The organism is Streptomyces sp. NPDC029466 (assembly GCF_055574515.1).
On sequence record NZ_JBVHZH010000001.1, the window covers coordinates 96,751 to 117,951 of the forward strand.

Genomic DNA, 21,201 nt, shown 5'->3' on the forward strand with positions numbered 1-21,201 from the left:
GTACGCCGTTTACGCTGCCGCCATGGCAGAGAACACAGAGGCGGCACCAGCAGCACGGACGACGCCGATGGCACGGGCCGGGCAGGTGGGCGGTACGGCGACCGCGCCCCGGCCCACCCTGCCGGCACCGACCTCGCGGGGCGGGCAGAGCACACAGACGGCCCCGGCCGTACAGGAGGCAGGGCAGGACGCGGCGGCCCCCCGGCAGGTGGCCGTGGTGACCGGCGCCGGCTCCGGCATCGGGCGGGCGGTCGCCCTCGCGCTGATCGCCGCCGGCTGGACGGTGGTGCTGGCCGGGCGGCGGGCGGAGGCACTGGCCGAGACCTCCCGTCTGGCCGGCCCGGCGGGCCCCGACGGCCCCGCGATCATGACGATGCCGACCGATGTCACCCGTCCCGAGCAGGTCGACGCCCTGTTCGCCGCCGTCCAGGAGCGCTTCGGGCAGCTGGATCTGCTCTTCAACAACGCGGGCACCTTCGGCCGCGCGGTGCCGCTGGAGGAACTGGAATACGACGACTGGCGCGCGGTCGTCGACGTCAACCTCACCGGTTCCTTCCTCTGCGCCCAGGCCGCCTTCCGCACCATGAAGGCCCAGGACCCCCAGGGCGGACGGATCATCAACAACGGCTCGATCTCCGCACACACCCCGCGCCCGCACTCCATCGCCTACACCGCCACCAAGCACGCGATGACCGGCCTGACCAAGTCGCTCTCCCTGGACGGCCGTCCCTACCACATCGCCTGCGGCCAGATCGACATCGGCAACGCGGCCACCGAGATGACCGGCCGCATGCAGACCGGCATTCTCCAGGCGAACGGCCGGACGGCGGTCGAGCCCGTCATGGACGCCACGGATGTCGCCCGCACGGTCGTCCACATGGCCGCACTGCCCCTGACGGCCAACGTGCAGTTCGCGACGGTGATGGCCACCAACATGCCGTACATCGGCCGGGGTTGAGGGAACTACGGGAGTAAGGGGCGGCCGGAGGGCGGCCCATCGAATCCCCGTACGACCCCTGCCCACTTTCCCCTTCCGGTGGCACCCTGAGAGCCTGCCTTCGCACCCGGCCGGGCCGACCGGCCGGGGTGTGAAGACAGGCGCTTCCTCGAATCCGCACCTCTCGTCTGCCGGGCCGCCCCCGTGCGGCCCGCCCCCCGCGGCCGCGCACGCCCGCCGTACGCGGCCCCCGCAGAAGGAGTTACGCGTGAGACGAACCGCTCGCGGCATACCGGCAGTTCACGGCATACCGGCGCCGCGCCCCGCAGGCAGATCCCGGGCCGCCCTCGGCACCCTGACAGCCACCGGTACGCTGCTCGCCCTCCTGCTCCCCACCGGTCAGGCCGGCGCCGCCCCGCAGCCCGGCCACCGCACCGCCACTCCGCAGACCACCTCCGCCGCCTTCTGGACCGCCGACCGGATGCGCGCCGCCGCTCCCCTGGACCTCGCCACACCCCCGAAGCGGTCCGCCCCCGCCGCGGTCCCGCGCAGCGCCCCGCTCAAGGTCTCCCCCACCCTCCCCCGCCCCGCCCGGTCATTGCCCGGTTCCCTCCCCCAGGCAGGCGGCCCCTGGACCGGCGGCGGCGCAGTCGTCAAAACCACCGGCCGGGTGTTCTTCACCTACCAGGGCCGCAACGCCTCCTGCTCCGGCGACGCCGTCACCAGCGGCAACAAGAGCACCGTGATCACGGCCGGGCACTGCGTCAAGCTCCAGGGCGCCTGGCACACCAACTGGGTCTTCGTCCCCGGCTACCACGACGGCGAGGCCCCGTACGGCAAATGGCCGGCCTCCAAGACGCTCGCCACCCCCCAGTGGACGGCGAGCGAGGACATCAACTACGACGTCGGCGCCGCGGTGGTCGCCCCGCTCGACGGCAAGAAGCTCACCGATGTCGTCGGCGGCCAGGGCCTGTCCTTCAACTCCGGCTACAGCAAGCCGATGTACGCCTTCGGCTTCCCCGCCGCCGCCCCGTACGACGGCAGCAAGCTCATCTACTGCAGCGGCACCACCATCAAGGACCCGCTGTTCTCCCAGGACCACGGCCTGTCCTGCAACATGACCGGCGGCTCCAGCGGCGGCCCCTGGTTCACCACCTTCGACGAGAAGACCGGCACCGGCCTCCAGTCCTCGGTAAACAGCTTCGGCTACCAGTTCTGGCCCAACACCATGTTCGGCCCCTACTTCGGCGACGACGCCAAGAACCTCTACAACACGGCCCAGGCGTCCTGAGGCACGACGGGGGCTGCCCGGGCGTTGTCGGGGCAGCCCCCTCCCGGCGCCCGTCACGGGGTGAGGCGTCCCGCGACAGAGAGCGTCAGGGTGCCGGAGCCCGTCCCATCAGGGCGGCGGCGCGAGCGGCGATGTCCGCCACGATGTGGCCTGCCGGGGCGATGTCATGGACGAGGCCGGCGCTCTGGCCCGCGTAGAGGGCAAGAGCCTCCAGATCGCCGGACATGTCGGGGACCGGGACCATGTCCTGGTAACGCGACCAGGTCCGTCCGTCGGCGCTGCGGGCCACCACGGCGCCTTCTCCTGGTCGGTCCGGCGCGGTGGGACGGCCCGCGGCCTCCCAGGCGCTGAGCGTGGAGTTGCGCAGCGCCCGGTGCGGGGCGTCGGGCCAGCCGCCGTCGAAGCACCAGGTGTGCACCGCGTCTTGGGGTGCCGCCCCGATCACGGCCTGGCGGTAGACCTCGTGCGTGGCCGCCTCACACGCCGTCAGGAACCGGGTGCCCAGCCATCCGGCCTGGGCGCCCAGCGCAAGTACGGCGGCCAGGCCGCGCCCGTCGGCGATACCGCCCGCCGCGATGACGGGCACCGGGTGCACCGCGTCCACGACCGCCGGCACCAGCGCCATCGTGCTGACCTCCCCGCGCACATGGCCGCCTGCTTCACACCCCTGGGCCACGATCACATCGACGCCCGCGGCAACGGCACGTTCGGCCTCGGCGACGGAACCGACGGTGTGCAGGTGGACGGCGCCGGCCGGACGCACGCGTGCGGAGACAGCCGAGGGATCACCCCAGAACGTCGAGATGACGGGCACGTTCTCCGCCAGGCAGACCTCTACGAGCTCCTCGACGGGGAAGTCCAGTACCAGGTTCACGGCGAAGGGCCTGGGGGTCAGCCGCCGGACCTGCCGGATCCGGCGCACCGCCTCGGACGCGCTCACCCACGTCAGCGAGAGAGTGCCCAGCCCGCCGGCCTCCGCCACCGCGGCCGCCAGCTCCGGGGTGGCCGCGGAGCCGATGGGCGCCTGCACCAGGGGAACCTCGATGCCCAGCTGCCGGCACACAGGGGTCGTTGAAGCCGTCATGGTGTCCTTCCCCGCAAGCGCTTCGATTTCCGAATTAGCACGCGAGGTTAGTGTTTCGGAAACCGAAACACCAGGGGTGAGGATGGGGCGGACGAGTCGGCCTGTACGCCGGGTTCTGTCGCCCCCGGTCCTTGCGGGCCGGGGGGAGACGGCCATCCATCTAGGGCTGTCGTTGCCGGCAGCCTCGTGCGGTCTACCCGCGGACTCGGGCGGGCAGCCCTCGGTCGTCCGCGCAGGGGCATCAGCCGATGCCCCCTCTTGACCTTGCTCCGGGTGGGGTTTACCGAGCCCTCCGAGTCACCTCGGAGGCTGGTGGTCTCTTACACCACCGTTTCACCCTTACCGGAGGCCGAAGCCTCCGGCGGTTTGCTTTCTGTGGCACTGTCCCGCGGGTCACCCCGGGTGGGCGTTACCCACCACCCTGCCCTGTGGAGCCCGGACGTTCCTCGGGAGGATCGTGAGATCCCCACGCGGCCGTCCGGCCGGCTCGTCCGCCGTGCCGACCATGCTACCCACAGGGGGCACCCGTCCCTGCCAGGCCCGCTGCCGGGGCAGTTCGTGCTTGACCTTGTCGCAGCGGCAACGTTTCTACTGAGCGCATGAGAATCGGTGAGCTTGCAGGTCTGATCGGGATCAGCACCCGTGCCGTGCGCCACTACCACCATCTCGGGCTGCTGCCCGAGCCGGAGCGCCGGGCCAACGGGTACCGGGACTACGGGCTGCGGGACGCGGTCGCGCTCGCGCGGGTGCGGCGGCTGACCGAGCTGGGGCTCGGGCTGGACGAGGTGCGGGATGTCCTCGCCGACGACGCCGGGCGCGAGCTGCACGAGGTGCTGGACGAGCTGGACGCGGATCTGGCCCGCCAGGAGGAGGAGCTCCGGGGGCGGCGGGCCCGACTGGCCGCCGTGCGGCGGCAGGCGGCGGAGCATGGCGGGCTGCCCGCCGAGGGGCCCGTGTCGGACGAACTGGCGGCGCTCTTCGCGGAGATGGCGCGGACCTCGGCCGCCCGGCCGGGCCCGGAGCCCGCCGTGGCGTCGAAGGAGCGGGAGGTGCTGGCGCTGCTCGAATCGGTGGAAGGCGAGGAGGGGAAGAAGCGGATGGTGGAGCTGCTCGGGGAGGCGACCGCGGCGCCGGGGGCGATGGAGCAGGCGTACGAGGTGTACGGGCTGCTCGATGCGCTGGTGGACGCCGGGACGGACGATCCGCGGGTGGAAGAGGCCGCGCGGGCGCTCGCCGACTGCATTCCGGACGCGATGATCGCGGAGCTCAGCGCGGAGGACTGGGCACGGGCGGCCGGGCCGGGCGCGGAGACGGACGGCGGCTTCCTGGCGGCGTACTACGCGCACTTCGCGCCCGCGCAGGCCCGTGCCGTACGCCGGGCGATCCAGCTGGTGGCGGAGCGTGCGCGATGAGCCGGGGCACCGTACTGCGCCGGCTGGCCGCCCATGAGGGACGGTGGCTGATGAGCCTGGGGTGCTGGCCGGCCCGGCGGCGGATCGGGGTGGCGCCGGGTGAGCGGGCCCTGGGGTATGCGGGGGCGCAGGCGGCGCTCGTCTACGGGCTGACCTTCGTCTGTGTGGTGGAGACGGTCGGGCTCGGGGCGCTGCTCGCCGGCCAGGCGGTGGTGCACGAGGTGATGCTGTTCGTCGATGTGTACACCGTGCTGGCGGTGCTGGGGTTCCAGGCCGCGGCGGTCACCCGGCCGCATGTGCTGGGGGCGGCGGAGCTGCGGCTGCGGGACGGCCCGCGCCGGGAAATACGGATACCGCTGGAGCGGATCGCCTCAGTGCGCTACGACCTCCGGTTCGTGCGGGAGCAGCAGAAGGACGGCGGCGAGGTGGCCGAGCTGGCGGTCGCCGGGCAGACCTCGGTCACCGTCGAACTGTCCGAACCGGTGGTGGCCGTCCGGCTGTTGGGGCGGCGGGAAACGGTCCGTACGGTGCGGTTCCACGCCGATGACGCACGGGCGGCGGTGACGGCCGTACGGGAAGGGATGGCGGCGCGGGCCGGGGCGCTGGAGGCGGCGGGGGCGCGAGGTTCGGGCGGGACGCCGGAAGCGGGCGGGACGCCTGAGCCGGGCAGGGCGCCGGAGGCCGCCGGGACGCCCGAGGCAGCCGCGGCTCCCCTCAAGCAGGCGTGAAGCGGACCGGATGATGCCCCGGTTCGGCCTCGGCGAGGCGGACCGGGATGCGGTGGCCGAGGGGGAGGGCGGGGCCTTCGGGGGCGGTCTCGACGGTGCCGATGACGGCTGGGTCGTAGAGGTGGACGGTGCCGTGGGTGGGGTCCTGCTCCTGGATCTCGACGACCAGGGCCTCGAAGATCTCGCCGACCCGGTCGCGCAGCAGCGCCGCCTCGACGAGGTCGACACAGGCCCGTTCCACCTGGTTGGCGCGCTGGGTGCCCAGCTCCATCTCCCGGGGCAGCGCGGGCAGCGCGGTGCGGACCCAGTCGGGCGGTGCCGCGCCGGCCGAGGCCGCCAGGCACAGCTCGGAGGTGTAGCGGTCGACCAGCCGCCGCAGCGGTGCGGTGGCATGCGCGTACGGGGCCGCGACGGCGGCGTGCAGGGCCTCGGAGGCGGCGGGCGCGGTGCCGTCGAAGACGGTGTAGCCGGCGCCGCGCAGCAGGGCGGTGCACTCCTGGAGGAACGCGGCGTGCGTGGCGCGGCGCGGGTCGAGGGTGCGGATCAGCGCCGCGTACGAGGTGTGATGGGGCCAGTCGACGCCGAGCGCGCGGGCGGTCAGCCGGAGCCGGGCGACCGAGCCGTCCGGCGCGGTGGGCAGCGTACGGAGGATGCCGGTGCCGGAGGCCAGCATCAGCTCGGCCGCGGCGATACCGGTCAGCAGGGAGATCTGCGCGTTCCAGGCGTAGGCCGGGAGCGGGGCGCGGTATTCGAGGGTGTAGCGGCCGTCGTGCTCGACGATCTCCTGCTCGGGGACGTTCAGGGATATCGCACCCCGGGCGACCTCCCGCTCCTCCCGCAGCTGGCCGATCTCGCGCAGCAGGGCGAGGGGTTCCTCGGCCGTCCCGTCGTCGAGGATCCGCTGGACGCCCGCGTAGTCCAGTCTGGCGCGCGAGCGGACCAGCGCGCGGCGGACGGAGGTGCCGGTCAGGGCGCCGTCCGCGTCGAGGTCGAGCTGCCACAGGACGGCCGGGCGGTCCCGGTCGGGCAGCAGGCTGGCGGCGCCCTCGCTCAGCACGTACGGATGCAGCGGGACGCGCTCGTCGGGGAAGTAGAGGGTGGTCACGCGGTGGTGCGCCTCGGCGTCCAGGGCCCCGCCCGGGGTCACGAAGGAGGCGGCATCGGCGATGGCGTAGTGGACGCGGTAGCCGCCTCCGGCCTTCGATCCGGGCGGCGCCGGGCGGCGGGACAGGAACATCGCCTGGTCGAGGTCGAGGGTGCCGGGCGGGTCGAGGGTGAAGAGGGGGAGGTCGGTGGCGTCCTCCAGGGTGTGCTCGGTCGCCACGGCGCCGTCGGCGGCCGGGATCCGCGGGGCGCGGGCCGCGCTCTCCGCCTCGGCCTGTGCCGTGGGCGGGAAGTGGTCCGGGATCTCCAGCCTGCCGCGCAGCTCATGCAGCGCGACACGCAGCGGGGCCTCGGCTGCGTCGGTCACATGCATATGGAGACGGGGCATGACACCGAGCGTATGGCGGGCGGCGGCTCCCGGCGCGCCGTGCGCGTTCCGCCCCGGTCCCGGGCGCCCGGCGCGGTCCTCGCCCGCCCGCCGCAGGCCCTACGCTTTTCCGGGGCCGCACCCCCGCCCGTACCCGCCGTGAAGGAGAACCACCGTGCTCGTGCTGTTGCCGCCGTCCGAAGGGAAGGCCTCCGCGGAGGCCGGGGCGCCGCTGGACACCGGGGCGCTGTCGCTGCCGGGGCTGACCGCGGCGCGCGAGACGGTGCTGGCCGAGCTCGTCGAGCTGTGCGCGGCGGACGAGACCAAGGCCCAGGAGGTGCTCGGGCTCAGCGACGGCCTCAAGGGCGAGATCGCCAAGAACGCGGGGCTGCGGACGGCGGGGACCCGGCCGGCCGGGGAGATCTACACCGGGGTGCTCTACGACGCGCTCGGTCTGGCGTCGCTGGACGCGGCGGCGCGGAAGCGGGCCGAGCGGTCACTGCTGGTGTTCTCGGGGCTGTGGGGCGCGGTACGGATCGGCGACCGGATTCCGTCGTACCGCTGCTCGATGGGCGTGAAGCTGCCGGGCCTCGGTGCGCTGGGCGCGTACTGGCGGGCGCCGATGGCCGAGGTGCTGCCGGCGGCCGCCGGGGAGGGGCTGGTGCTCGACCTGCGGTCCGCGGCGTATGCGACGGCGTGGAAGCCCAAGGGCGAGGTGGCCGAGCGGACCGCGACGGTGCGGGTGCTCCAGTCGAAGATCGTGGCCGGTGTGGAGAAGCGGACGGTGGTCAGCCACTTCAACAAGGCGACGAAGGGGCGGCTGGTACGGGATCTGCTGTCGGCGGGACTCGACCCTGCGGGCCCGGCGGAGCTGGTGGCGGCGCTGCGCGAGCTGGGTTACGCGGTGGAGGCGCAGGCCCCCGCGAAGAGCGGCAAGGCGTGGGCCGTCGATGTGATCGTCACGGAGCTGTAGACGGGCAGGGCGGGGGCCTTCCGGGGGCCACGGCCTCGCGCGGGGGCATGGCCTCGCGAGCCTGACCACGCCCACACCCCCACTCGTTGCAGCATGTGCAACACTCGTTGCGGAGAGTGGACAACCCGGCGCACCATGAGCGACGTGACCAGCGCCGCCCCCTCCCCCGCGCCCTCCGGCCCCTCCGTCCTCGGGCTCGCCCCCGTCATCCCGGTCGTCGTGCTGCATGACGCCGCCGACGCGGTACCGCTGGCCCGTGCGCTCGTCGCCGGCGGGCTGCCCGCGATCGAGGTGACGCTGCGGACGCCCGCGGCGCTCGACGGGATCCGGGCCGTCGCCGAGGAGGTCCCCGAGGCGGTGATCGGCGCGGGCACCCTGCTCACCCCCGGGCAGGTGGCGGCCGCCCTGGTGGCCGGCGCCCGCTTTCTGGTGAGCCCCGGCTGGTCGCCGCGGCTGCTGGGCGCGCTGAAGGACTCCGGGGTGCCGTTCCTGCCGGGTGTCTCGACGGCCTCGGAGGTGGTGACGCTGCTGGACGAGGGCGTCACCGAGATGAAGTTCTTCCCGGCGGAGGCGGCGGGCGGCACACCGTATCTGCACTCGCTGGTCTCGCCCCTCCCCCAGGCCCGCTTCTGCCCGACCGGCGGGATCGGCCGGGAGTCGGCGCCGTCCTATCTGGCGCTGCCCAACGTCGGCTGCGTCGGCGGCACCTGGATGCTGCCGGCCGACGCGCTGGCCGCGAAGGACTGGGACCGGGTGCGCCAACTCGCCCAGGAGGCGGCGGCGTTGGCGGCCTGACGGCGGTATGTACGGGCTATGGACGGGCACGGGCCCGGCGCCCCGGTCGTCCGGGGTGCCGGGCCCGTGCGCGTACGGCGGGTACCTGGTGACCTACGGGGCTGCCCCCGCTACCGCAGGTGGGAGGTGTCGTTCAGCAGCCGTACCGAGGCGTTGCCGTCGGAGAAGTACGCCACCGCGGACAGCGATGCCGCGGAGAGCTCCATCCGGAACAGCGACTCCGGCGGGGCGCCCAGCGCCAGCCGGACCAGCATCTTGACCGGTGTCACATGCGTGACCAGCAGCACCGTCTTGCCCGCGTACCGGGCCAGGAGCTTGTCCCGGGCGACGGCGACCCTGCGGGCGACCGATGCGAAGGACTCGCCGCCTCCGGTGGGCGCCACCCTCGCGGAGCCGAGCCAGGCGTCGAGGTCCTCGGGGAAGCGCTCGCGCACCTCGGCGAAGGTCAGCCCCTCCCAGGCCCCGAAGTCGGTCTCGCGCAGGCCCTCCTCGATACGGACCTCCAGGCCGAGCCGGGCCGCGACCGCCTGGGCGGTCTCCCGGCAGCGCCGCAGCGGGGAGCTGACGACGGCCTGGATCGAGCCCCGGGCGGCGAGCGCGGTGGCGGTCGCCTCGGCCTGCCGGCGGCCGGCGGCGGAGAGCTCGGGGTCGGTGCCGCCGCTGCCGGAGAACCGCTTCTCGGGCGTCAGCGCGGTCTCGCCGTGCCGCAGCAGGACGAAGGTCGCGGGCGGACCGAGATCGGGGGCGCCCCAGCCGGCCGCCGGGGCACTGGGGGCCGCGTCCGCCGCCTCCGCCGAGGCGGCGGCCTCGTCGGCGGCGCGGGCGGCGGCACTGCGGGCGGGCACGGCGGCGGTGGCGAGCGCTGCCCTGGAGTTGCCCGGCTCCCACTGCTTGCCTATCTTGCCGGCGTCCATCGCCTCGTTGGCGAGTCGGTCGGCGTGCTTGTTCTGCGCGCGGGGGATCCACTCGTACGTCACCCGGTCGGGCGGGAAGACCGACCGGGCCTCGGCGGCCAGTGGCTTCATGTCCGGGTGCTTGATCTGCCAGCGCCCGGACATCTGCTCGACGACGAGCTTGGAGTCCATCCGCACCTGGACGCACGCCTGTGGATCGAGGGCGTGCGCCGCCCGCAGACCGGCCACCAGCCCCTTGTACTCGGCGACGTTGTTGGTCGCGGTGCCGATGAACTCGGCGGCCTCGGCCAGCGCCTCGCCGGTCTCCGGGTCGAGGACGACCGCTCCGTAGCCGGCCGGCCCCGGGTTGCCCCGGGAGCCACCGTCCGCCTCGACGATCAGCGTGCGTGCCACGGCCTACAGACCCGAGTCGGGCGTGCGGACGAGGATGCGGGTGCAGTTCTCGCAGCGCAGGACGGCGTCGGCGGCGGCCGCGCGCACGTCGTTGACCTCGGTGATGTTCAGCTCCAGCCGGCAGCCCTCGCAGCGGCGCTGGTAGAGGCGGGCAGCACCGACGCCGCCCTCCTTCGCGCGGATCTTGTCGTAGAGCTTGAGCAGATCGGCCGGGATGTCGGCGACGGTCAGCTCGCGCTCCTTGGAGACCGTCGCGCGCTCGGCGTCGATCTCGGAGTGCGCCGCGTCCCGGCGGGTGGTGGCGTCGTCGACCTTGGCCTGGATGGCCTCGACCCGGGCGGTGAGCTCGGTGACCCGCTCCTGGGCGGCCTCCCGGCGCTCCATGACCTCCAGGACGACGTCCTCCAGGTCGCCCTGGCGCTTGGCCAGCGAGGCCAGTTCGCGCTGGAGGTTCTCCAGGTCCTTGGGGGAGGTGACGGCACCGGAGTCCAGGCGCTTCTGGTCGCGGGCGGCGCGCTGGCGCACCTGGTCCACGTCCTGCTCGGCCTTGGTCTGCTCGCGGCTGGTGTCGCTCTCCTCGGTCTGCGCGGCGACGAGCAGGTCGCGCTGCTGGATGAGGTCGGCCTCCAGGGTCTGGAGCTCGGCCAGCTCGGGGAGGTTGTTGCGCCGGTGGGCGAGCTGGGTGAGCCTCACGTCCAGGGCCTGGACGTCGAGGAGGCGGATCTGGTCGGCGGGCGCGGCGTTCAGCGTGGGGCTCCTGTGGTGTGCGTCGGGGTGACGAATCGGGTGGACGCCGCGTGGGCGGTCCAGGGGTCGGTGACCGTACGGGAGACATGCGTGCGCAGGCCCCAGTCATGCCGGTCGGAGACCGCGTCGAGCTGGGCCGCGGCCTGCTCGCACCACGGCCATTCGGTGGCCCAGTGGGCGGCGTCGAGCAGCGCCAGCGGGCTCTTCTGGGTGGCCTCGGAGGCCGGGTGGTGACGCAGGTCGGCGGTGAGGAACGCATCCACACCGGCCGCCCGTACGTCCTCGAAGAGGCTGTCGCCCGAGCCGCCGGAGACGGCGAGGGTCCGGATCTCGCGGTCCGGGTCGCCGGCCGCCCGGATGCCCTGCGCGGTGGCGGGCAGCCGCTCGGCGGCGTGCGCGGCGAGCTCGGCCAGCGTCATCGGATGCGGCAGCTCGCAGATCCGGCCCAGGCCCCGGCGGCCCGCCGGATCGCTCGGGTCCGGGACGAGGGTGCCGACGATGCGCAGGTCCAGGGCGCCGGCCAGGGCGTCGGAGACACCGGGGTCGGCGGTGTCGGCGTTGGTGTGCGCGACATGCAGGGCGATGTCGTGCTTGATGAGGGTGTGCACGACCTTGCCCTTGAAGGTGGAGGCCGCGACCGTCGTCGTACCGCGCAGATAGAGCGGATGGTGGGTGACGAGGAGGTCGGCGCCGAGCGTCACCGCCTCGTCGACGATCTCCTGGACCGGGTCGACGGCGAACAGGACGCGGCGGACCTCCGCGCCGGGGTCTCCGCAGACCGTGCCGACGGCGTCCCACCCTTCGGCCCGCTCGGGGGGCCAGAGGGCGTCGAGCGCGGTGAGGACTTCAGACAGTACGGGCACGGATGGAAGGTTACCTCCCGGCCGTGACATGGCGTCCGGTCCTCCACCCCTGTTCCCCCACCACCTTCCCCTTAGGGGAACGGGGGAACGCACGGTCCGCGCCCGCCCCGCACCGGCCCGGGGCGGGAAGCCGGAGCACAGCCACGCCGTCCGGCACCGGCGAACCGGACAACTGCCACCCTTATGCGTGAAGTACCACAACTTGCAGCGTTCGGCCGGGAGTACGAAAACTAGCTTCGGTTGCCGACTGGAGGTGACCACTCGATGACGATCTGTGCCACTGAGGACACCATGGCGCCGGCCGGCCCGCTCGCCGGGCGCCTGACGATCGCCGCCGACGGCTCGTACGCCGCCCGGCTCGCCCGGCACGACGACGCGGCCGGAAGCTGGTTTCCGGAGCGCTGGACGCTGAGCGGCCCCGAGCCGTACGCCGTGCCGCTGCAGGGCACCCAGCCCGAGGAGCCGGACAGCGCCCTGCTGCCGCTCACGGACGGGCGGGTGCTGATCCTGCGCCGGGTCGCCGACCGCTTCGCCGTCTCGCTGCTCTACCCGACGGGCCCCGGCACCGGCGAGCTCCTGCTGGGCGCCGTGGCAGCCCCCCGGCTGACCCTGCTGCCGCCCGCCCCCGGCGGGACCCTCGCCTACGCCCTCGCCCCCGGGGCTGAGCACACCACGCTGTGGCGGGTGCACGGCGGCGCGAACGGGCCCGAGCCGGTCACCCGGATCCCGGGACGCTGCACGGGCGGCGTGTGGCTGGACCGCGTCGGCCGACTGCTGGCGCTGGACCGGGAGTTGGACGGCCGTACCAAGACCGTGGTGACCGATCTGGAACGGGGCGGCGAAACCGGTCTGCTGCTCCAGATCACCGAGGAGAGCAACGACCGGCTGCTGCTGGCCGATCCGGACAGCGGGCTGCTGCTCGTGCACTCGGACGCCCCGGGGCACGACCGGCTGGGCTGGGGCGTACTGGGCAGCAGCCTGCCGGTGCGCTTCCCGGAGTGCCTGCGGCCCACGCAGGGGACGGCCGCACCATTCGCGGTGCAACCGGGGCAGATGCTGGCGCCGGAGAGCTGTGCGGTGGCCTTCCGGATGGCCGGGCCGAACGGCACCTGGCTGGGCGTCTGGCGGCCCTCGGGGCGGCAGTTGCGGCAGTACCCGGCACCGGAGGGCTGGCTGCCGGGGACCGGCCTGTGGACAGCGGACGGCGAACTGCGGCTGCCGTACGCGACGCGGACGGAGCCGTGCGGGGTGGCGCGGATGGCCGTGGGTGTGGAGCCGGTGGAGCGGAGCGGGTCGGTGGAGCCGGTGCGGCCTGGGGAGGCGGGGCGGCCCATGGGGCCCATGGGGCCGGTGCGGCAGGTGGCGCCGACATGGACGGCGGGGCGGACGGGGAGGGCACGGCCGGTGGCACCTGTGGCACCCGTGACACCACCGGTGGAACCGTCACGCCCGGTGGAGCCCATGGAACCGGAGGAGGCAGTGAGGCCGGCGAGGGCCGTGCGGCCGGAGGCAGCGATGGAGCCGCAGGAAGACGTGGAGCCGGTGGGGGCCGTGGAGCCGATGGCGGCGTCACCCTCCGGGGCCGGCGTCCGGAGCGGCGCGGAGATTGTCCCGGATGCGGCGGATGCGGACACCCGCTCCACAGCATCTGCACAACTTCAGGCCACGGACGCGGAACCGGCGCGCACCCCCGGACATCCCCAAACATGCAGGCCAGTTCCCTTGCAAGAGGCACCTCTGGCGGCCCGGCAGACCCGGTGGAGCGCGATTTCCGGCCCCGTTAGAATTTCGGGCGGGGGCTGCGCAGCCGGTTGACCGGCCACCGGCAGTGCCGCTCGGGAGCAGCCGTGGCGGTCGTCGGGCGAGGTCCCGACGCGTACAGCTGTAAGCGAACTGACGGAGTGACTCTTTTCATGTCCGAAGCCCGAACCGACACGACCCAGGCGCGCCCGCAGGAGGCATCCGCCCAGGCCGCCGAGGCCGCAAGCTCCGGCAGGCACCGTGGCCCGGCCGCCGCGGAGGAGTCCGGCTCCACCCCTCATGGCCGGCACCGCCGGGACAAGCAGACGCAGGACGCATAGCGCCGGTCCGGCACGCCCGGACCGGCGGACCGCACCACGGCCGTGACCGCCGCCTCGCTGGACAGCGGGCGGTGGCCACGGCCGTGGTGCGTACTCCGTCTCGTTCAGCCTCGGTCAGCCGCGTTTGAGGCCCAGCACCTCGGCCGCCGCGAAGGTCTCGTCCGGCGGGCGCTGTGCGTAATACGGCGTCAGCAGGTCATCGAGCTCCGCGTAGCTGAAGACGTCCTTCGCGGTGTCGAACTTGGCGGCGATCCGCGGACGTTCGGCGATGGCGACCATGCCGCCGTGGACGACCAGCAGCTGGCCGTTGACCCGTGCCGCGGCCGGGGAGGCGAGATAGCCGACGAGCGGTGCGACATGTTCGGGCGCGAGCGGGTCGAGGGCGCCGTCCTCGGGCTCCTGGAAGCCGGCGAAGACATCCTCGGTCATACGGGTGCGGGCGCGCGGGCAGATCGCGTTGGCGGTCACCCCGTATTTGCCGAGTGCCAGCGCCGTGGAGGTCGTCAGGCCGACGATGCCGCCCTTGGCCGCGGCGTAGTTGGGCTGGCCCGCCGAGCCCGCGAGGAACGCCTCGGAGGAGGTGTTGATGATCCGGCCGTGGACCGGGCCGCCGGCCGCCTTGGCACGCTCGCGCCAGTGCGCCGCGGCGAAGTGGGTGGTGTTGAAGTGGCCCTTGAGGTGGACGCGGATGACCGCGTCCCACTCGTCCTCGGTCATCGAGAACACCATCCGGTCGCGCAGAATGCCCGCGTTGTTGACCAGGATGTCGAGCTGCCCGTAGGTGTCGACCGCCAGCCGCACGAGTGCGCGGGCCTGGGCGTGGTCGGCGACATCACCGAGGTGGGCGACGGCGGTGCCGCCCGCCGCGCGGACCTCGGCGACGACGTCCTCGGCGGGCGCCGAGGACGCCTCACCGGAACCGTCGCGGCCCGGCTGCCCGTAGTCGTTGACCACGACGCGGGCGCCGAGACGGGCGAGTTCGAGGGCCTCGGCGCGGCCCAGACCGCGCCCGGCACCGGTGACGATCGCGGTCAGGCCCTCCAGTGGCTGTGCCATTCCTGTCCTCTCCAGTGGTCGCGGCACGCGGTGCGGTGCGGTGCGCTGCGAGGGGTGAACGGTGGACGTCAGAGCTCTATACAGGTGCGCAGGGCGGTGCCGGAGCGCATCTGGTCGAGTGCGTCATTGATCTCGGTGAGCTGGACGCGATGGGTGATCAGCCCTTCCAGGTCGATCCGGCCGGCCCGCCACAGGGCGATGGCCCGCTCGTAGGAGCGCAGCACATCCGCGCCGCCGTACAGGGACGGCAGGATCCGCTTCTCGTCGAAGAACAGCTCGAACATATTGACCTGGAAGGTGTCGTCCATGGCGCCCGCGCCGACCACGCACAGGGTGCCGCCGCGCCGGGTCATCTCGTAGGCGGTGCGGGCGGTGGCGGACTTGCCGACCACCTCGAAGACGTAGTCGAAGCCCTCCCCCGCGGTGATCCGGGCCTTGGCGTCGGCGAACTCCTCCGGGGCGACGGCCTCGGTCGCGCCGAAGCGCAGCGCGGCCTCCCGTCGGGCGGGCACCGGGTCGACGGCGATGATCTGGGCCGCGCCGCAGGCCCTCGCCCCCTGGATGACGGAGATGCCGACGCCCCCGCAGCCGATGACCGCCACGGAGGAAGCCGCTTCCACCCGGGCGGTATTGAGGGCCGCGCCCAGCCCGGTGGTGACACCGCAGCCGATCAGCGCGGCGATCTCGTACGGGACGTCGTCCGGGATCGGGACCGCGCAGTTGGCGGCCACCACGACCTCCTCGGCAAAGGTGCCGGTACCCGCGAAGCCGAAGACATCCCCGCCGGGGCGCCGGAAGTTGGGCGTCCCGGCGTTCATGAACCCGGCCAGGCACAGATGGGTCTGGCCGCGCCGGCAGGACGGACAGCTGCCGCAGGCGGGCAGCCAGCACATCAGGACACGGTCCCCCCGGGCGAGTCCGGTGACGCCGTCGCCCACGTCGAGGATCTCGCCGGCGCCCTCGTGACCGGGGACGAAGGGCGCGGGCTGCGGCAGGACCCCGTTCATCGCCGAGAGGTCGGAGTGGCACAGCCCGGTCGCCCGGATGCGGATCTTGACCTTGCCGGGGCCAAAGCCCACCGCCTCGATGTCGTCGAGGACTTCGAGCTTGTCCTGCCCTGTCTCGTGCTGTACGGCTGCGCGCATGTCACGGCTCCTCTCGTACGGACGGCCGGTCCGGGCCCGGTCCGGACCGGCTGGGGCGTGCCTGACGGATCAGCTGTGCTCCACCACGGTGTCAGCCAGCACCGGCGCCTCCTCCCGGTCGGCCGCGGTGACCGACACCAGGACCCGGCCGGGCTCCTGCCACTGACGGATGCGCAGCGTCTCCCCGGGGAAGACCACACCGGCGAAGCGGGTCGTGTAGGACCGCACCCGTGCGACCTCGCCGCCGAGCACCGTGTCGACGACGGCCTTGAGCGTGACCCCATAGGTGCACAGCCCGTGCAGGATCGGCCGGTCGAAGCCGGCGAGCTGGGCGAACTCGGGGTCGGCGTGCAGCGGGTTCCAGTCGCCGGAGAGGCGGTAGAGCAGCGCCTGGTCGGGGCGGATGGCGCGTTCGGTGGTCAGATCGGGGGCGCGGTCGGGGAGTTCGAGGCGGGCGGAGGGGCCGCGTTCGCCGCCGAAGCCCCCCTCGCCGCGGACGAAGATCTGGGTGTCGCAGGTCCACAGGGGGCCCTCGTCGTCGGCCACTTCGGAGCGCAGCACGATGACGGCGGCCTTGCCCTTGTCGTACACGGCGGGGACCGATGAGGTCTGCGTGGCCCGGCCGCTCACCGGGAGGGCGCGGTGCACGGTGACGGTCTGGCCGCCGTGCAGGACCGCGGCGAGGTCGACCTCGATGCCGGGTGCGGAGAGCCCGCCGGCGAGCGCCATTCCGCCGCCCGCGACGGTGGCGAAGCTGGGCAGGACGTGCAGCGCGCTCTCCAGGGTGTAGCGCAGTTCGTCCGGGTCGGTAGCGGGGTGCGCTTTCTCCGGAGTGGCCGCACCGGCGCCGATGCCGAGGTGGTAGAGCTGGACGTCCTTGTGGTCCCAGGCGAGTTCGGTGGTCCGCGGCTCGGCGGAGGTGGCCTTGGCGGCGTCGATGGGCATGGGGCTGCTTGCTCCTTCACCACGAGGGGAAGACCCCGGCCCGGCCGTCCGCACCGTCGACCGTGCCGGGGTCGTATCTGGTCGGCGCGGCCGCGCTCCGACAGCGCACAGGGCACACTTCTAGAACGCGTTCTAGCCGATGGTTCTCATGTATAGCCGATCCGTCCGGCACCCGGAAGCCCCCTGACGGCTTGTCAGAAACGGTCCCCGCGGACGGCGGAGACCTCCCTGGCGCCTCGGGCTCCCGCCTGGCGCCGCGCGCACCTCTCACGCCGGCCCACGCCGCCCGGACCGGCCCGTACGTGGTACCGCCCCTCACCTCCGTCGCGCCGATCCCCACCTTCGGTGCGCGGAACCGTGACATTTGTCAGAGGAGTTCATCCACATTCGCCTCTACCGCGAGCCGATCACGCTCCGTAACGTCGAAGACAAGCAGGACGAGAGGCGGGGTGAGCATGGCAGTGACGACAAGGCCCGGCAGCACGGCGGAAAGGGCGCGTGGGGCCGCAGCGGTGGGATTCTCCGGGGTGACCCGGAGTTATGGCGCGGTGCGGGCCGTGGACGGACTGGACCTGGAGATCGCGGCGGGCGGGACGGTGGCGCTGCTGGGGCGCAACGGCGCGGGGAAGTCCACCACCCTCCATATGCTGCTGGGGCTGCTGCCGCCCAGCACGGGTACGGTCCAACTGTTCGGCGGCCCACCGGAGTCGGCGGTGCTGGCGGGCCGGGTGGGCGCCATGCTTCAGGACGGCAAGGCCATCCCGCGGGTCACGGTCCGCGAACTGATCACCTTCGTCGCCGCCACCTACCCGCACCCCATGGACGTCACCGAGGCCCTGGAGCTGGCGGGCCTCGACGAGTTCGGCGGACGGCGGGTGGACCGGCTGTCCGGAGGGCAGGCCCAGCGGGTCCGCTTCGCGGTGGCGCTGGCCGGAAACCCCGAACTGCTGGTGCTCGACGAGCCAACCGCGGCGCTGGACGTGGAGGCGCGCCGCGCCTTCTGGCGCTCGATGCGGGCCTATGCCCGCCGCGGCCACACCGTCCTGTTCTCCACCCACTATCTGGAGGAGGCCGACGAGCACGCCGACCGGATCGTGGTGATCGACCGCGGCCGGGTGGTCGCCGACGGCAGCGGCGACGCGATAAAGCGGCGGGCCGGCAGCTCGCAGGTCTCCTTCGACCTCGCGGGCGCCGCCACCGGGCCGTTGGCCGGGCTGCCCGGCGTGAGCGCCGTGGAGGTGCGCGGCGACCGCGCGCGGCTGCGGACGGCGGACTCCGACGCCACGGTCCTGGCGCTCGCCGGGCTCGGGCTCGTCCGCGGACTACAGGTCACCCCCGCCAGCCTGGAGGACGCGTTCCTCGCGCTCACCGCCGCCGAAGCCACCCCCGGCGCCCCGGCACACACCGCCGGCGCCCGGCCCGTGAAGGAGCGCGCGTGATGCTCGACTACCTCCGCCTCGAAGTCCGCCGCACCCTCCGGGACCGGGGCTTCGTCATCTTCGGTATCGGGATGCCGGTGCTGATGTATGTGCTGATGACCAACATCGGTGTGGGTCCGGGCGGCGCCGACCGGGAGTGGAAGATCGCCTCGATGGTCGGCATGGCCGCGTACGGCGCGCTGGGTGCGGCGGTCGGCACGGGCACCGGCGTCGCCGAGGACAAGCAGCTGGGCTGGCTGCGCCAGTTGCGCATCACCCCGCTGAGCCCCCTCCGGGTGGTGGTGGGCCGCGGGCTGACCGGCTCGGTGACGGTACTGCCGGCCCTCGCCGCCGTACTGCTGGTGGGCGCCATGGTCAACGGCGTCCGGATGCCGGCCTGGCAGTGGGCCGCGCTGGCCGGGCTGCTGTGGATCGGCACCATGCCCTTCACGCTGCTCGGTCTCGGCAACGGCTACCGCCTGTCCGCGCAGTCCACCGGCGTGGTCAACACGGGCTGTGTGCTGCTGCTGTCGATCATCGGCGGACTGTGGTTCCCGCCCGTGCTGTTCCCCGACTGGCTCCGCTCGCTGTCCGGGTGGACGCCCGGCAACCGCTTCGCGGAGCTCGGCCGGAGCGTCACCCACGGCAGCGCACCGGACCTGGCATCGGTAGCGGTGCTGGCCGTCTGGCTGGCACTCTTCGGCGGATACGCGGTGTACGCGTACCGGCGGGCCGCACGCACGGTGTGACCGGCGATGGCGCAGACCTGGGAAGCGACAGTGCAGCACACGGAACAACGGACCGCGGGCGGGAAGAGCCCCGGCGGCGCGGACGGCACCGAGTCGTGCCGGCCCGGACGGCGGGGCAGGAAGCCGGGGCAGGGGCCGGGCAAGTACGCCTTCCTGCCCTGGCTGCTGATGGGCCTGGGTGCCTTCTCCAACATCATCCAGGGGAAGTCGGGCAACCCCTGGCTGGCCGGTCTCGGGCTGCTCGTCTTCAACTCCCTCTACATCAGCGTGATCTGGACCTCCTTCAACCCGCGGCTGCGGGACTCCCGCCGTCCCTTGTACGCCCTGGGGATGCTGACCGCCGTCACCTTCGCCGTCGCGCTCGGGTTCGGCGGCAACTGGTTCCTGTTCTTCCCGCTGCTGTCGCTGGCCTCCGGTACGGTCCGTGCGCTGCGCGGCAAGAAGCTCGCGCTCTGGCTGATCACGCTCAGCGGGGCGGCCGGCTATCTGACCGGCTGGCACGACGACGACCCGTGGGGCGCGTTCGGCATCGGCTACGGCACCTTCCTGTCCGGCATGGTGACGGCCACGGTCCTGAGTCTCTTCGACACCATCCAGGAGCTGAACACCACCCGCCAGGAACTGGCCCGCAGCGCCGTCGAGAAGGAGCGGCTGCGCTTCTCCCGCGATCTGCACGACCTGCTGGGGCACACCCTGTCCGTGGTGGTCGTCAAGGCCGAGGCGGTCCGCCGGCTCGCACCCCGCGATCTGGACGCGGCGCTCGCGCAGGCCACCGATATCGAGGCGGTAGGCCGGCAGGCACTGACCGAGATCCGCGAGGCCGTCAGCGGCTATCGCGAGGGCAGTCTGACCACCGAGCTGGACCGGGCCCGTTCCGCGCTGGAGGCGGCCGGCATCGCGCCCGTCGTGCGGCAGGCCGGGCCGCCGCTGCCCCCGCAGGCCGGCGCCCTGCTGGGCTGGGTGGTCCGCGAGGGCGTCACCAATACCGTCCGGCACAGCGGCGCCACCCGCTGCGAGATCGCGGTCCACGCCGACGCGGAACGGGTCCGGCTGACGATCACGGACGACGGCCGCGGCCCCCTGGCCTCCGGCGCTGCCGCGGCCCCCGGCCTGGCCTGGCTCCGCGACCGTGTCCCCGGCCGCGGGGAGACGTACGGCGGCGGGGAGACGTACAGCGGCCGGGACATGGGCGGCGGCGGGGAGACGTACAGCGGCCGGGGTGGGGACAGCGGCCAGGAGATGGACAACGGCCGGGAGGCGTACGGCATACCGGGGACGGTCGGCAGCAGTGGCGCGGCCCTCGCGGACGGCGGCGCCGACGAGGGCGGGCCGGCGCTGCCCGGACGCTCGGGGCCGGTGGGCGGCACCGGGCTGAAGGGGCTCGCCGAGCGCCTGGCCGCGGCGGGCGGGACACTGCACAGTGGCGCGGACGGCCGGCACGGCTTCCGGGTCACGGCCGAGCTCCCGATCGGCACAGGCGACGCGGCGGATACGGAGGAGTGGACCAGGTGATCAAGGTCCTGCTGGCGGAGGACCAGGGAATGATGCGGGGCGCGCTCGCGCTGCTGCTCGGCCTGGAAGCGGATATGCAGGTCGTGGCACAGGTAGCGGCGGGCAACCGGATCGTCGCCGCGGCCCTCGACGCCCGCCCCGATGTCGCCCTCCTGGACATCGAACTGCCCGGCCAGAGCGGTCTGGACGCCGCGGCCGAGCTGCGCGAACAGCTGCCGGCCTGCAAGGTGCTGATCGTGACAACCTTCGGCCGCCCCGGCTATCTGCGCCGCGCCATGGAGGCCGGAGCGTCCGGTTTCCTGGTGAAGGACGGCCCGGTGGAGGAACTCGCGGCGGCGATCCGCCGGGTGCTGGCGGGCGAGCGGGTCATCGACCCCGGCCTCGCCGCGGCGGCACTGAGCGCCGGCCCCAACCCGCTGACCCAGCGGGAGCGCGATGTCCTCACCGCCGCCGTGGACGGCGCCACGGTCGCCGATATCGCCGGCCGGCTCCATCTCTCCCAGGCCACTGTCCGCAACTACCTCTCCGCGGCCATCGGCAAGACCGGCACCCGCAACCGCATGGAAGCGGTACGGGCGGCACGGCAGAACGGCTGGCTGTAGGCGGCGCGCGCCCCCGTCCTCTCCGGCTCGCGACGTTCGGCGCCTCCCGCTCACGACGGCCGGCGTCCCGCTCGCGACGCCCGGC

The 21,201-nt window shown here is 73.6% G+C and carries 20 protein-coding genes and 1 other RNA gene; 12 read left to right on the forward strand and 9 right to left on the reverse strand.

What is annotated here, in order from left to right; translation table 11 throughout:
- Positions 1–67 precede the first annotated feature (67 nt).
- Both ACZ4XD_RS00415 and ACZ4XD_RS00420 read left to right on the forward strand, forming a co-directional pair.
- Positions 68–958: an SDR family oxidoreductase gene (locus ACZ4XD_RS00415; protein ID WP_468037160.1), complete on the forward strand. Its 891-nt coding sequence runs from the start codon at positions 68–70 to the stop codon at positions 956–958.
- Between the two features lie 247 nt (positions 959–1,205).
- Positions 1,206–2,228, forward strand: coding sequence for a trypsin-like serine peptidase (locus ACZ4XD_RS00420; protein ID WP_468036716.1), 1,023 nt, complete (start codon positions 1,206–1,208; stop codon positions 2,226–2,228).
- 85 nt (positions 2,229–2,313) lie between these two features.
- Here ACZ4XD_RS00420 and ACZ4XD_RS00425 read toward each other — a convergent pair whose 3' ends face one another.
- Together ACZ4XD_RS00425 and rnpB are read right to left on the reverse strand one after the other, a co-directional pair.
- Entirely contained in the window at positions 2,314–3,312 is a 999-nt protein-coding gene (locus ACZ4XD_RS00425; RefSeq protein WP_468036718.1) for an NAD(P)H-dependent flavin oxidoreductase, read from the reverse strand.
- A gap of 88 nt (positions 3,313–3,400) precedes the next feature.
- Positions 3,401–3,802, reverse strand: an RNA gene (gene rnpB, locus ACZ4XD_RS00430) — RNase P RNA component class A.
- A 109-nt stretch (positions 3,803–3,911) separates the two neighbouring features.
- On the opposite strand from rnpB, the gene ACZ4XD_RS00435 reads away from it, so the two are divergent.
- Positions 3,912–4,724, forward strand: coding sequence for a MerR family transcriptional regulator (locus tag ACZ4XD_RS00435; RefSeq protein WP_468036720.1), 813 nt, complete (start codon positions 3,912–3,914; stop codon positions 4,722–4,724).
- Positions 4,721–5,452 (forward strand): hypothetical protein, encoded by a 732-nt coding sequence (locus tag ACZ4XD_RS00440; RefSeq protein WP_468036722.1) that lies wholly within the window; start codon positions 4,721–4,723, stop codon positions 5,450–5,452. Before ACZ4XD_RS00435 ends, ACZ4XD_RS00440 begins: the two co-directional genes overlap by 4 nt.
- Here ACZ4XD_RS00440 and ACZ4XD_RS00445 read toward each other — a convergent pair.
- Entirely contained in the window at positions 5,439–6,944 is a 1,506-nt protein-coding gene (locus ACZ4XD_RS00445; RefSeq protein ID WP_468036724.1) for an RNB domain-containing ribonuclease, read from the reverse strand. The genes ACZ4XD_RS00440 and ACZ4XD_RS00445 overlap by 14 nt on opposite strands.
- 154 nt (positions 6,945–7,098) lie before the next feature.
- Between ACZ4XD_RS00445 and yaaA the strand changes: the two genes are divergently transcribed.
- Positions 7,099–7,896 (forward strand): peroxide stress protein YaaA, encoded by a 798-nt coding sequence (gene yaaA / locus ACZ4XD_RS00450; RefSeq protein ID WP_468036726.1) that lies wholly within the window; start codon positions 7,099–7,101, stop codon positions 7,894–7,896.
- Positions 7,897–8,031: 135 nt separating this feature from the next.
- Complete coding sequence (gene eda / locus ACZ4XD_RS00455; protein WP_468036728.1) at positions 8,032–8,691, forward strand: bifunctional 4-hydroxy-2-oxoglutarate aldolase/2-dehydro-3-deoxy-phosphogluconate aldolase; 660 nt, start codon at positions 8,032–8,034, stop codon at positions 8,689–8,691.
- A gap of 110 nt (positions 8,692–8,801) precedes the next feature.
- Here eda and ACZ4XD_RS00460 read toward each other — a convergent pair whose 3' ends face one another.
- The 3 genes from ACZ4XD_RS00460 to ACZ4XD_RS00470 are packed head-to-tail and all read right to left on the reverse strand — an operon-like array spanning position 8,802 to position 11,608.
- Positions 8,802–9,998 carry a bifunctional RNase H/acid phosphatase gene (locus tag ACZ4XD_RS00460; protein ID WP_468036730.1) on the reverse strand — a complete coding sequence of 399 codons (1,197 nt, stop codon included), beginning with the start codon at positions 9,996–9,998 and terminating at the stop codon, positions 8,802–8,804.
- Positions 9,999–10,001: 3 nt separating this feature from the next.
- Positions 10,002–10,745, reverse strand: coding sequence for a zinc ribbon domain-containing protein (locus ACZ4XD_RS00465; protein ID WP_468037162.1), 744 nt, complete (start codon positions 10,743–10,745; stop codon positions 10,002–10,004).
- Positions 10,742–11,608 carry a Nif3-like dinuclear metal center hexameric protein gene (locus tag ACZ4XD_RS00470; RefSeq protein WP_468036732.1) on the reverse strand — a complete coding sequence of 289 codons (867 nt, stop codon included), beginning with the start codon at positions 11,606–11,608 and terminating at the stop codon, positions 10,742–10,744. The genes ACZ4XD_RS00465 and ACZ4XD_RS00470 overlap by 4 nt, the downstream gene beginning before the upstream one ends.
- 264 nt (positions 11,609–11,872) lie before the next feature.
- Here ACZ4XD_RS00470 and ACZ4XD_RS00475 point away from each other — a divergent pair, with 264 nt between their 5' ends.
- Positions 11,873–13,423, forward strand: coding sequence for a hypothetical protein (locus tag ACZ4XD_RS00475; protein ID WP_468036734.1), 1,551 nt, complete (start codon positions 11,873–11,875; stop codon positions 13,421–13,423).
- 98 nt (positions 13,424–13,521) lie between these two features.
- Positions 13,522–13,689, forward strand: coding sequence for a hypothetical protein (locus ACZ4XD_RS00480; protein ID WP_167539201.1), 168 nt, complete (start codon positions 13,522–13,524; stop codon positions 13,687–13,689).
- 114 nt (positions 13,690–13,803) lie between these two features.
- Here the strand turns inward: ACZ4XD_RS00480 and ACZ4XD_RS00485 are convergent, their stop codons facing one another.
- The 3 genes from ACZ4XD_RS00485 to ACZ4XD_RS00495 all read right to left on the reverse strand — a co-directional run bounded on the left by ACZ4XD_RS00485 (position 13,804) and on the right by ACZ4XD_RS00495 (position 16,835).
- A complete protein-coding gene (locus ACZ4XD_RS00485) occupies positions 13,804–14,745 on the reverse strand; it encodes a 3-oxoacyl-ACP reductase (protein ID WP_468036737.1) in 942 nt (313 codons plus the stop codon).
- Between the two features lie 68 nt (positions 14,746–14,813).
- Positions 14,814–15,890: a Zn-dependent alcohol dehydrogenase gene (locus ACZ4XD_RS00490; RefSeq protein WP_468036739.1), complete on the reverse strand. Its 1,077-nt coding sequence runs from the start codon at positions 15,888–15,890 to the stop codon at positions 14,814–14,816.
- A 69-nt stretch (positions 15,891–15,959) separates the two neighbouring features.
- Positions 15,960–16,835 carry a MaoC/PaaZ C-terminal domain-containing protein gene (locus tag ACZ4XD_RS00495; RefSeq protein WP_468036741.1) on the reverse strand — a complete coding sequence of 292 codons (876 nt, stop codon included), beginning with the start codon at positions 16,833–16,835 and terminating at the stop codon, positions 15,960–15,962.
- 455 nt (positions 16,836–17,290) lie between these two features.
- Between ACZ4XD_RS00495 and ACZ4XD_RS00500 the strand changes: the two genes are divergently transcribed.
- From ACZ4XD_RS00500 to ACZ4XD_RS00515, 4 genes are read left to right on the forward strand one after another with little or no spacing between them, the layout of a single operon-like run.
- A complete protein-coding gene (locus ACZ4XD_RS00500) occupies positions 17,291–18,274 on the forward strand; it encodes an ABC transporter ATP-binding protein (protein WP_468036743.1) in 984 nt (327 codons plus the stop codon).
- On the forward strand, positions 18,274–19,002 hold the full coding sequence (locus tag ACZ4XD_RS00505; RefSeq protein ID WP_468036745.1) for an ABC transporter permease: 729 nt from the start codon (positions 18,274–18,276) through the stop codon (positions 19,000–19,002). The genes ACZ4XD_RS00500 and ACZ4XD_RS00505 overlap by 1 nt, the downstream gene beginning before the upstream one ends.
- Before the next feature lie 6 nt (positions 19,003–19,008).
- Positions 19,009–20,514, forward strand: a complete 1,506-nt coding sequence (locus tag ACZ4XD_RS00510; protein WP_468036747.1) for a sensor histidine kinase — start codon at positions 19,009–19,011, stop codon at positions 20,512–20,514.
- Entirely contained in the window at positions 20,511–21,116 is a 606-nt protein-coding gene (locus tag ACZ4XD_RS00515) for a response regulator (RefSeq protein ID WP_468036749.1), read from the forward strand. Before ACZ4XD_RS00510 ends, ACZ4XD_RS00515 begins: the two co-directional genes overlap by 4 nt.
- The last annotated feature ends 85 nt before the right edge of the window (positions 21,117–21,201 follow it).